The sequence below is a fragment of the Petrimonas sulfuriphila genome (assembly GCA_038561985.1).
GTDB classification, from domain to species: domain Bacteria; phylum Bacteroidota; class Bacteroidia; order Bacteroidales; family Dysgonomonadaceae; genus Petrimonas; species Petrimonas sulfuriphila.
Genome location: CP073276.1, coordinates 1,952,584 through 1,964,299, shown reverse-complemented (window position 1 = coordinate 1,964,299; position 11,716 = coordinate 1,952,584). Strand labels below are relative to the sequence as shown.

General features: G+C 43.9%; 10 protein-coding genes. 7 read left to right on the top strand and 3 right to left on the bottom strand.

The genetic code is table 11. From position 1 onward, the window contains the following. Nucleotides 1-11: 11 nt before the first annotated feature. Nucleotides 12-2,978 carry a TonB-dependent receptor gene (locus KCV26_08125; GenBank protein WZX35313.1) on the bottom strand — a complete coding sequence of 989 codons (2,967 nt, stop codon included), beginning with the start codon at nt 2,976-2,978 and terminating at the stop codon, nt 12-14. Nucleotides 2,979-2,983: 5 nt separating this feature from the next. Continuing rightward, on the bottom strand, nt 2,984-3,205 hold the full coding sequence (locus KCV26_08120) for a hypothetical protein (GenBank protein ID WZX35312.1): 222 nt from the start codon (nt 3,203-3,205) through the stop codon (nt 2,984-2,986). 164 nt (nt 3,206-3,369) lie between these two features. Here KCV26_08120 and KCV26_08115 point away from each other — a divergent pair, with 164 nt between their 5' ends. Further along, nucleotides 3,370-3,741: a helix-turn-helix transcriptional regulator gene (locus KCV26_08115; protein WZX35311.1), complete on the top strand. Its 372-nt coding sequence runs from the start codon at nt 3,370-3,372 to the stop codon at nt 3,739-3,741. On the opposite strand, the gene KCV26_08110 is transcribed toward KCV26_08115, so the two are convergent. Continuing rightward, nucleotides 3,738-4,910 carry a dicarboxylate/amino acid:cation symporter gene (locus KCV26_08110; GenBank protein WZX35310.1) on the bottom strand — a complete coding sequence of 391 codons (1,173 nt, stop codon included), beginning with the start codon at nt 4,908-4,910 and terminating at the stop codon, nt 3,738-3,740. The two genes, KCV26_08115 and KCV26_08110, sit on opposite strands and share 4 nt — an antisense overlap. Nucleotides 4,911-5,045: 135 nt before the next feature. Here KCV26_08110 and KCV26_08105 point away from each other — a divergent pair, with 135 nt between their 5' ends. The 6 genes from KCV26_08105 to KCV26_08080 all read left to right on the top strand — a co-directional run bounded on the left by KCV26_08105 (nt 5,046) and on the right by KCV26_08080 (nt 11,540). Beyond that, nucleotides 5,046-5,621, top strand: coding sequence for a DUF5063 domain-containing protein (locus tag KCV26_08105; GenBank protein ID WZX35309.1), 576 nt, complete (start codon nt 5,046-5,048; stop codon nt 5,619-5,621). Continuing rightward, the gene (locus KCV26_08100; GenBank protein WZX35308.1) at nt 5,612-6,190 is read left to right on the top strand and encodes a 3'-5' exonuclease domain-containing protein 2; all 579 of its coding nucleotides are present in this window, start codon (nt 5,612-5,614) and stop codon (nt 6,188-6,190) included. The genes KCV26_08105 and KCV26_08100 overlap by 10 nt, the downstream gene beginning before the upstream one ends. Beyond that, on the top strand, nt 6,177-7,376 hold the full coding sequence (locus KCV26_08095; GenBank protein ID WZX35307.1) for a class I SAM-dependent rRNA methyltransferase: 1,200 nt from the start codon (nt 6,177-6,179) through the stop codon (nt 7,374-7,376). Before KCV26_08100 ends, KCV26_08095 begins: the two co-directional genes overlap by 14 nt. 286 nt (nt 7,377-7,662) lie before the next feature. Beyond that, entirely contained in the window at nt 7,663-8,652 is a 990-nt protein-coding gene (locus KCV26_08090; GenBank protein ID WZX35306.1) for a GSCFA domain-containing protein, read from the top strand. Next, nucleotides 8,649-11,117 carry a bifunctional UDP-N-acetylmuramoyl-tripeptide:D-alanyl-D-alanine ligase/alanine racemase gene (locus tag KCV26_08085; GenBank protein ID WZX35305.1) on the top strand — a complete coding sequence of 823 codons (2,469 nt, stop codon included), beginning with the start codon at nt 8,649-8,651 and terminating at the stop codon, nt 11,115-11,117. The genes KCV26_08090 and KCV26_08085 overlap by 4 nt, the downstream gene beginning before the upstream one ends. A gap of 21 nt (nt 11,118-11,138) precedes the next feature. Next, on the top strand, nt 11,139-11,540 hold the full coding sequence (locus KCV26_08080; GenBank protein WZX35304.1) for a DUF2721 domain-containing protein: 402 nt from the start codon (nt 11,139-11,141) through the stop codon (nt 11,538-11,540). The last annotated feature ends 176 nt before the right edge of the window (nt 11,541-11,716 follow it).

The window sequence follows — 11,716 nt, the reverse complement described above, 5'->3', positions numbered from 1 at the left end:
TAGTTTTAATTTTAGAATAATGTCACCTGAAAACCAACGCTGTAAGTAGCCATCCTTGGATATGCCCCATTACCTCCGTCACGCTCCGGCTCAAGTCCCTCCCAATTGGTAAAGGTGAGAAAATCCTGAGCATTGAAATATATACGAAGATTTCTTATGTTATTCCTCACTTTAGGCATGGTATAACCCAACTGGAGCGATTTAATGCGGAAGAAAGACGCATCGCTCAGCCATACATCACTTAAATATGTATTCGTGCTTGAGCCTGTCCAGACACGGGGGAAGCGGCTATTCGGCGTTTCAGGGGTCCAACGGTTATCGGCATAGTATTGACGGGGAGCACCCAGATTATTGCTCCCTCCATCCACAAACACCGGATAACCTTCCTGACCTCCCAGTCTGCCCACTCTCTTTCCTACACCTTGGCCAAGCAAACTGAAATCCCAATTTTTGTAACGCATATCTAACGTAACAGAATAGTTGAAGTGAGGTGCGGTATCACCTAAGTAGGCCCTATCTTCATCATTTAATATACCATCTCCGTTCTGGTCTACGTACTTAATATCTCCGGGGAGCGTATTGGGAAATTTTGCTGCTGTTGCGTCAATCTCTTCCTGATTTTGGAAATAACCGTCGGTTCGGTAACCGTAATAGTTATTAATGGGGATACCCCGATACCAAATCCGGTCGTTCGTTCCTTTGAATATCAATGTATCCGTTGTGTTATATCCGGCCTTAAGAACCTGATTCCTGTTGTCGAACAACATCCCGCCTATACTGTACGAGAACTCATCAAGCTGGTCTGTCCATTTTGCCGAGATCTCCCATCCCTTGTTTTCAACCTCCCCAATATTTACTGAGGATGTCAGATAATACGATCCTGTTAACGGCGGAACCGGAAAGTCGGAGTATATCAGGTCAAATGAATGTTTTTTATAAATATCGGCAGTAACTGTCAAGCGGTTATTCAGCACCCCAAAATCCAACCCAAGGTTCCCTTGATTCTGCTTTTCCCAAGTAAAATCCGGATTCGGCACTCGCATAGTCCATCCCCAGGTATTCACTACTTCCTGCCACAAATAGGGATCTACATTCTCATTTCCGATTCTTCCCCAGGAAGCCCTTATTTTAAGATTAGAGATAGCCCCCGATTCTTTCAATGGCCTCATGAAAGCTTCATTATGAGCATTCCACCCAAAAGAGACTGAAGGAAAAAAACCCCACTGACGGCCGGGAGCGAACTTGCTGCTTCCATCGGTTCTAGCAGTTGCTTCCAGCAAATATCTGTCATCAAAAGAGTAGTTTAGCTTGGAGAAAAAGGATGCTTTAGTTATTTCCCGATAATCTGTGAATATATAGGACATTACTTCTGTCCCCCCCACGGCATAAAGTTTATCCTTACCTCCCCTCAATTCTTTTTCGAAATTCAACAGGGCCCTTCCGGTCAACTGGCTCTGACTCACGTTCTGTTCAGCACCAATATCATTACCCCATGTTGTCACCGGCTTGCCGTCTCCATCGAAAAACTTATGTGTTAAACGTCTCCATTTGCTTGCTGATTTATCAATCATATACGATACGTTTCCCTCAAAGTTGAGATCATCCGTAATATAATAACGCGGGCGCAGATTGATCGTACTCTTATCATACATATAGTTCCAGGTTCCTCCCTTATCAATAAAGGCCACAGGGTTCATATCATTGTGAAGAATATAATGGTTCGGGATATCCGTGTCTTTATAAAACACCCCCTGAGTAGGATTCATTCTCCAGGCAATCTGATACAATCCATGCCCGTCATTGTTCCTTCTAAGCCTGTCTACTTTCAATCGATGCGCATAAAAGTCGGCCAAAAGAATAAACCGGTCCGCAATATTGATATTTGTATTAAAACGGGCACTAAACTTATCAGAACCTTCAATCTTATTCATCCCGTTCTCTTCAATATAACCAAGCATAAGGTTAAATGTTCCTACACCTCCTCCTCCGGAAATACTCGCCGTTGTATTGTAAGCCGTGGCTTGCCTTTCTATAATCTCTTTCATCCAATCGGTATTGGGAGTAACGCCCTCTTCTGCCTGACTGATATCCAAATCTGTATAAAGCAGAGGCTGACCTTGTAACGTATGTGCTTCATTTCTGAGTTTCATAAAATCGGCCGAGTTTACAAACTTCGGCAGATTGAGAGGATTTTGAATAGCAAACCATGAATTCACATTCACCCTGAACTGCCCTGTCGTTCCTCTGTTAGTCTCAATGATAATAACTCCGTTTGCACCTCTTGATCCATACATGGATGCTGCAGCAGCATCTTTCAGAATATTAATACTCTTAATCTGATTCGGATCCACGTCAGTGAGAGGCTGTTCCATACCATCCACAATCACCAGTGGAGCTGCATTTTGCAGGGTACTTATTCCTCTGATAGAGATACTTCCGGGAACAGATCCGGGAAGATTGCTGCCCTGAAGCATGGTCACGCCAGGAACAGTTCCGGCAAAAGCCTCCTCAAGTTTAACGATGGGGCGACTCACAACCCTTTCCATATCCACAGACTCGATGGAGGAGGCTAAATGCCTCCTTTCTACTGTATTATATCCGGTTACCACTACCTCTTCCAACCTTACATTATCCTCTAAAAGGATGACATCGATCTTTGTCTTTCCTGCTGTTGTTACTTCATAATCCTTAAAACCCATGTAACTAAAGATAAGCGTTACATCTCCATTTACATTTATTTCATAAATACCATTTTCATCAGTAGTTGTACCGATATTAGTCCCTTTAATAAGTACAGTAACATAAGGCAAAGTCTCTCCTCTCTGGTCAGTTACCATTCCATATACCCTCTTTTGTTGCTCCACATCTACTTCACTGGAATGTAGAGTGACCGCTTCTTTTCTTGCTCCTTTTGCGTTTTCGCACAACAACCATGAACAAAGAACGAAAAAGACAATAAAAACATTGAACTTACTCATATTCATTATTTTAATCTGGTTACTTTAATTTCATTTATCAAACCTTGTTCGGTTACAATAAACTGTGCTTTCTTTATTTTCTTTAAACGGGATGCGGCAGCCCTGACAGAACTGGAATTAATCGTTCTCGCAGATATCATCACAGTTTCACCTACCTTTAAACTTAATAGTGTATCGGGTATCGATATTTTAGTAACCGGTTTTATGGTATTTGCCTGATTATTCATATCTTTGTGAAATGTCTAATTTTGTTGCAACGCATTAAACATTAATTAACAATGCAAATATACTGTATATATTCAGTGATTACAAGCAATATTAGTATTTATGGAGTAATTTAGATTTATTCTAAATAATAAAATTGATAATTACCTGAGAAACAATACAAAATATGGAATTCATAGACAGGTTAAAGTTATTCATAAAATCAAAAGGACTGGGACAAACTAAATTTGAAGAGCGGGTTGGTTTTTCGCGGGGATATATCAGTAAGGTAAAAACTTCGATTGGTGCGGACAAACTGTCCAATATCGTGGAAGCTTTTCCGGACCTAAACCTTGATTGGCTTATCACGGGGAAAGGGAAGATGACAAGCACTCCGGTTCAGCCAGCCGCTGTCGAACAAACAACCGACACCTTGGAAGAAAACTCCGTAAAGTATAAAAACAAATACCTGGAGATGCTGGAAGAGAACAGGGTTCTCCGCTTAGAGATAGAAAAACTCCGCAAAGGCACCGGGACAAGAGCGGATAATCCGTTTTAAGTCCGCGAAGTTCCTGCCCATTTATCCATAATCAGCGCAATGGCTCCGTCGCCTGTAACATTGCAGGCAGTTCCGAAACTGTCCACCGCAATATAAACCGTAATCATCAATCCGATCATTTGTTCGTTAAAGCCTAACATGCTCTGGATAATCCCGATGGCCGCCATAATGGCTCCGCCGGGAACACCCGGCGCCGCAATCATGGTAATCCCCACCATAAAGATAAACCCGATAAAAGTGCCCGGATCGACCGGTATGCCGAAGAAATACATAATAGCTAGCGAAAATCCAACAATTTTCATGGCGCTCCCCGCCAGATGGATGGTGGCACACAGTGGAATTACAAAAGAAGCAATACTGGGATTGATCTTATTGTTGAGGGCACATTGCAGCGTCACAGGGATGGTTGCCGCTGAAGAAGCCGTTCCCAATGCCGTCATATAAGCAGGCAGCATCGTCTTTAACGCTTTCAGCGGATGACGACGCGAGATGGCGCCTGCTACCACATACTGGATAACCAGCAGCAGGATATGTAACACGAAAATCACCGAAATCACTTTCAGGAAAAGCATAATCACGGAGTAAACCTGTCCGGTGATGGAGATGGAGAGAAACATTCCAAAAATATAAATGGGTAGTAACGGAATGATTACCGTACGGATAATCATCGTCACAATATCGCGGAAATCAGAAAAAGCTTTCTGCAACGTATCACCCTTGATGAGGGAGAGTCCGATCCCTATGCAAAACGACAAAATCAAAGCTGACATCACATCCATAATAGGAGGCATCCCTATACTGAAAAACGTTTTCACAGCACCTTCATCAATGCCCTGTACCGATCCGGTGTCGATTGCGCCGGTTATTATATTCGGAAAAACAGCCTGACACGAAAAAAAGGTAAAAAAACCCGAAAAAAGAGTAGACATGTACGCAATAACGGTTGTGATCAGCAAGAGTCTCCCCGCTCCTTTCCCTAACTCGCCAATAGCGGGAGCAACTAAGCCGAGAATAATCAGCGGAATGATAAACGACAAGAAATTACCGAATAAATCGTTAAACGTGGCAAAGATTCGTGCAAACCACACCGGCACAAACTGACCGAGGATAATTCCCGAGACAATGGCGATAACAACGCGTCCCAACAATGGTATTTTAGATAGTTTCATTTTTCCGGATAAAAAATTTAGCGCAAAAGTAAGTCTTTTTCCGGATAAACCACGCTTAATCTCTATTGAATTGAGCATTACCCTCATCGTTGTCTGAAAATAAATGAGTACTTTTGCAGTACAATTGGTAATAAAATGTTGAATAAAGAATCCGACAATATAGTTTACTCATCTACCGTAATCGATTTCGTGACGGTCGCCGTAGAATTTTGCGCCTTTCTGGAAAATGGAGAAATTGCCTCGCGGGAAAAGTGGATCGACAAGATGCTCAAGCTCCTGCCCCTGATGTACATCAAGGCGTCGCTCCTGCCTCAAACTGTGGAAATAAACGATGAATCTCCCGAAACGTTTGTCAAAGAAGAGGATTATACCCGAGTATCGGCCACTGTTTCATCCATCATGGGCGAGGAGGATGTTTATCTGGATGTTTTTGTTGAGGATATGAAATACAGCGAACGTCCGGTTTCAGCATTTGTTTCGGAAAATATCGCCGACATCTATCAGGATGTAAGGAATTTTGTTTCGGTTTATCAATATGGCTTGACCGATCAGATGAATGACGCACTTCTCATTTGCCAACAAAACTTTCAGGCATACTGGGGACAAAAACTGATCAATGTATTGAGACCGTTACACTCCGTACTTTACCACAGCGAAGAGAAAGACAATCTACTGGAAACCGATTTAAACGAGGAGGATTTGTGGGATTAACCATTTCAAAAGAAGCAGTAGCAGAACTTCCGTCAGAGGTTTTTGCTGGAAAGACAATAGTTGTAGATCACGAAAGTGAAGTAGAGAAAGCGGTGGCTGACCTGATGAAACATTCCCGATTAGGGTTTGACACGGAAACCAAACCGGCATTTAAACGGGGACAGACTCACAAAGTGGCGCTGATGCAGCTTTCCACCATGGAGGTATGTTATCTCTTCCGGTTAAACAAAATCGGATATCCCGATGAACTGGACGAAATCATCTGCAACCCGGACATCAAGAAAATAGGGCTTTCACTTCGTGACGATTTTGCCGCCATCCGAAAACGCTCCGACAAAAAACCTCAAAACTTTATCGACCTGCAGTCTTTTGTTGATGAATACGACATTGACGACAACGGTTTGCAACGGATCTATGCTATCCTTTTTGGGAAAAAGATTTCTAAAAATCAACGCCTCTCCAATTGGGAAGCCAGCGTCCTGAGCGAAGCTCAAAAAAATTACGCAGCTATGGATGCATGGGCCTGCCTACGTATTTACAACCACCTGATCAGCAATGGGAGCGAATAAAACAAATCAGATCATCCTGCGCCCCAGAAAAGAAGAATCGCTCAAGCGGTTTCATCCCTGGGTCTTTTCCGGCGCCATCGCCAAAACTGGGCAAGGCATTCAGGAAGGAGACATTGTACGGGTTTTTTCTGCCAGTGGAGAATTCCTGGGTGTAGGGCACTACCAGGTCGGCAGCATTTCCGTCCGCATATTATCCTTTACAGACGAAACCATAAATGAGGATTTCTACGCGTGTCGCATTTCTTCCGCATACCGGATGCGCATGAAGATTGGATTGTTGCACGCTGGCAACAACATCTTCCGGTTGATTCATGGCGAAGGAGACCATTTACCGGGACTTATTATCGACATGTACGGAAAAACGGCGGTAGTCCAGGCACATTCTGTAGGAATGGATGGCGATAAAGAAAAAATCGTTGACGCATTACAGCGTGTACTGGGAAAAGATAACCTTGAAAATATTTTTTATAAATCAGAAGGAACACTTCCCTTTAAAGCAGGCATTGAAGCCGACAACGATTACCTGTTGGGCGGGCAAAACGTAGACCCCGTCGCCCTGGAAAACGGATTGAGATTCAATATCGATTGGCTGCGCGGGCAGAAAACCGGCTTCTTTATTGATCAACGTGAAAATCGCCGGTTGCTCGAAAAGTATGCTGCCGGTAAAGACGTACTGAACATGTTTTGCTATACTGGAGGATTCTCTGTATACGCGCTGCGCGGAGGGGCCCGGTCGGTTCATTCCGTCGACAGTTCTGCCAAAGCCGTATCACTTACCGACGAGAATATAAGGCTCAACTTCGGAGAAGAACCCCGACACACCTCTTTCTCGGAAGATGCGTTTAAATTCCTGAAGGCATCTACAGCGAATGCTTACGACCTGATTGTTCTTGATCCGCCGGCATTTGCCAAGCACCGAGGAGCCATCAGCAATGCCCTGCAAGGGTACAAAAGACTCAACCTAGCAGCATTGGAGAAAATAAAACAGGAAGGAATCCTGTTCACCTTCTCCTGTTCCCAGGCCATTAACAAAGAACAGTTCCGCCTGGCAGTTTTCAGTGCAGCCGCTATTTCGGGAAGGAAGGTCAGCATTCTGCACCAACTTACCCAACCGGCCGATCATCCCATTAACATTTATCACCCCGAGGGTGAATACCTGAAAGGATTGGTTTTATTCGTAGAATAAAGTGTGAAAAAACACTTATTATTCATTCAAAACAGCATTTTTAGGTTAATTGATGCAAAATAGAGCGATTTTTCCCCTGAAATATTTTTTTAGTGTAAAAAAAGCCTTTATATTTGCACTGTGTTTTTCATGGTATTAGATTTAAGGTTAACAATGAAGATTGGTTGTCGTGAGACAACCTTTCCTTTTTTATAGCCATTTCATTTCCCCTTTTCACAAATTATAATCATTCAGATTTCGAAGTTGGAAGGTTAATCGCTATTTTTGTACAAGAATTTAGTTAGCGATGGATTTCAGGACACCGGTAATTATTCCGGAATCAACTTTCCGGATTGATCATTCCACAGGGATAATGCTGTTCGGCTCTTGTTTTTCGGAGAACATGGGTTCCAAACTGCTGGAATACAAGTTTCAGGCAAATGTGAACCCTTTCGGGATCGTGTACAATCCGTTCTCCGTTGCGGCAGTTGTAAATCGATTGCTTTCCAACCGGAATTTCAGCGGAACCGACCTTATTTTCCACAACGGCGTTTACCAAAGTTTCATGCATCATGGCCGGTTTTCCCATCCTGACAAAAACAAGTGCATGGAAAACATTTCCCGGATGTTTGCCGAAGCAGCAGCATTTATTCCCCGGACAGATGTATTCTTCATCACTTTTGGCACGGCTTACGTTTACAAACTGAAATCGACAGGAGAAGTCGTGGCCAATTGCCACAAATTTCCACCGGACACCTTTATAAGGGAACGATTAACGGTCGAAGCAATCGTAAAGGAATGGAGCGGCGTCATCAACACCATCTCGGCACTTAATCCTGCTGCAAGATTTATTTTTACCGTTTCACCCATCCGGCACTGGAAAGACGGTGCCCACGAAAATCAGATCAGCAAATCCATCCTTCATCTGGCAATAGACGAATTGCAGGAAATGTTTACATCCGCACTCACTTACTTTCCGGCCTATGAGATTTTATTGGACGAACTGCGTGACTACCGTTTCTTTGCAGAGGACATGATGCATCCATCTGGTGTTGCCACCGATTACATATGGGAGCGCTTTTGCAAAACCTTTTTCCGGAGAGAGACCCAAGACGCCATCTCAGAATGGAATCAGATAAGCCGCTCTCTAAACCACGTACCGTTGAATGAATCAACCGAAAACTACCGTCAATTTTTAAAGCAAACGTTACAAAAACTGATTCTGTTCCGGCAAAATCACCCCCGAATAGATTGTCGCCGGGAAACGGAAGAATTAACAAAAAAAATAAAACAATGAAGTATTCCATCCTTAAAATAGCCTCTATACTGGGCATAAAGAATCAAAATATTGCCGAGGGTGAAATATCGCTGTTGCTTACCGACAGCCGAAAACTAAGCTCTCCGCAGGAAACACTGTTCTTCGCCATCGAAACCAAACAAAACGATGCGCACAAATTCATTTCCGATTTATACGGATCGGGCGTAAGGAACTTCGTGGTGACCAAGCTTTTTCCGGAATGGAAATCCTTTACGGATGTCAACTTCCTGAAAGTTACCAACACGCTTCACGCACTGCAGAAACTAGCGGCCTATCACCGGAAACAGTTCAGTATCCCCGTCATCGGGATAACCGGAAGCAACGGAAAAACCATTGTCAAAGAGTGGCTGTACCAGCTTCTGGAGGAAGACTACAACATCACCCGTTCACCCCGGAGCTACAACTCCCAAACCGGCGTTCCGTTGTCCGTCTGGGAAATGACCGAAAACACCACCTTAGCCATATTCGAAGCCGGGATCTCCCAACCCGATGAGATGAAGTATCTGGAACCGGTTATCCGCCCCACGATCGGTGTTTTCACGAAGCTGGGGGAAGCACATCAGGAAAATTTCTCCTCGCAGCAACAGAAGTGCATGGAGAAAATGGAACTTTTCGTTAACAGCAACGTGTTTATTTACGAAGAGGACAACAAGATCATTAATCAATCAGCCGACAGGATGGTATTGTCGCAAAAATCGTTTTGTTGGTCTCGAAAAGACCCCGATGCCCCGCTTTACATCCGTAAAACGGAAAAAAACGGAAACAAAACCACCATTCACTACTCGTTCCTCAACTTCGAGTACTCCGTCTCCATACCATTTACAGATGAGGCATCCATTGAGAACGCCATCAGCTGCCTGGCTGTTATGCTTTACTTAAACGTTAAGCCCGGGACAATCTCAGAACGCATGATGAAACTGGAGCCTGTAGCGATGCGCCTGGACGTACGTCAAGGAAAAAACAACTGCACCATCATCAACGACACATACAATTCAGACATTAATTCCATAAAGATCGCGCTCGATTTCCAGCAACAGCGAAAAGTAGAACAATCGTTGAAAAAAACGCTGATTATCTCCGATATCCTGCAAACGGGGTTATTGCCGAAATCGCTATACAAACATGTAGCAGAACTGGTGCAGCAAAGCGGGATCGAAAAGCTTATCGGGATCGGACACGATATTTGTGAGAACAGTGAGGTATTCACTGTCCGGGAGAAACATTTTTTCCGCTCTACCGAAGATTTCATCCGTTCCAATACATGGAAAGAATTCGAAAACGAGCTGATTCTGTTGAAAGGCGCCCGGAGATATCATTTCGAGCAGATCAACGAGCTTCTGGAACAACGGATTCACGAAACCGTACTGGAGGTCGACCTGGATGCCCTCGTTCATAACTTCAACTTCTATAAATCGAGAATATCCCCGCAAACGAAACTCATCTGCATGGTGAAAGCCAACGGATATGGAGCCGGCGCCGTGGAAATTGCCAAGACTCTTCAATATCACCGTTGCGCATATTTTGCCGTCGCCGTTGCGGAGGAAGGAATTGAGTTGAGAAAGGAAGGCATTTCCACTCCGATAATTGTGTTGAACCCGGAAGTTAACGGATTTGAGGAGTTGTTTTCGAAAGACCTGGAACCCGAAGTGTATAATTTCAGGATATTGGATGCATTTATCCGGGAAGCCGAAAGACGCGGCATAACCAACTATCCCATTCACCTGAAGATTGACACCGGCATGCACCGGTTGGGATTCCTTCCCGCTCAGATACCGGAACTCCTGGAAAGGTTAAAATCACAAAAAGGATTAAAGGTGAAGTCGGTTTTCTCCCACCTCGCTGCTAGTGAAAGCTGGATGTTCGACAGCTTTACACAGGAACAGATCGATATTATTGATGTCGCCCACCGGGAAATTGGGGAGAAACTGGGATATCCTGTCTGGAAACATATCCTAAATTCCGCAGGCATTGAACGATTTATCAACGCACAATGGGATATGGTTCGCCTGGGAATAGGATTATACGGAGTGAGCGCAAGCGGATTAAACGGGCTGAAGAACGTCTCCACACTCAAAACTACCATTCTGCAGATCCAGGAGATCCCAAACCACGAGACGGTAGGCTACGGAAGGAAAGAGGCCCTAAACCGCGATGCGAAAATAGCCACTATCCGAATTGGCTATGCCGACGGGCTGGACAGAAAATCAGGGAACAGGAAAGGAAAAGTATGGATAAACGGCAAATATGCCCCCATCGTGGGAAATGTCTGCATGGACCTCTGTATGATTGACATTACCGGCATCGATGCGAAGGAAGGTGATTCGGTGATCGTCTTCGGTGAAAACCTGCCGGTATTGGAGGTAGCCGAAAGCATAGACACCATCCCTTACGAAATCCTGACTTCCATTTCTCCCCGTGTAAAGCGTATATACGTAAAAGAATAAAACAATCCAATTATAAACAAGATGGAACAATTAAGTTTAACTACGCCGTCGCTGTTGTTTTCGGCTATATCTTTACTGATGCTTGCCTACACTAACCGGTTCTTGTCTTATGCACAACTGGTCAGAAACCTGAAAGAGAAAGTGATCGAAGATAAAAGTTCAGTAGCGCTTCCGCAAATTGCCAATTTACGAAAAAGGCTAAACCTCATCCAGAGCATGCAGGTTTACGGAATAATGAGCCTTTTGTTGTGTGTGGTAAGCATGTTCTTCATTTATATAAAAATGTATAATGCAGCCGGCTACATCTTTGGCATTGCATTGATCCTGCTTATAGTTTCTTTAGCCATATGCGTACGCGAGATACAAATTTCGATGCGGTCGCTAAACCTGCATTTACACGACATGGAAGAAATTGAAAAATAAACCAGCCCCATACGCTCTTGGGCTACTCCACAGGATCCTGCAGCACAAACAATGGCATATAGCCCGCCGGCAAGCATCATCTTTACATCCATTTGGGACAGATCAAAAGCAATATTCGACTTGCAACCACAACCGGCTGGTGAACGAAGTATTTGTTTATCTGTTATTTCGTTGTT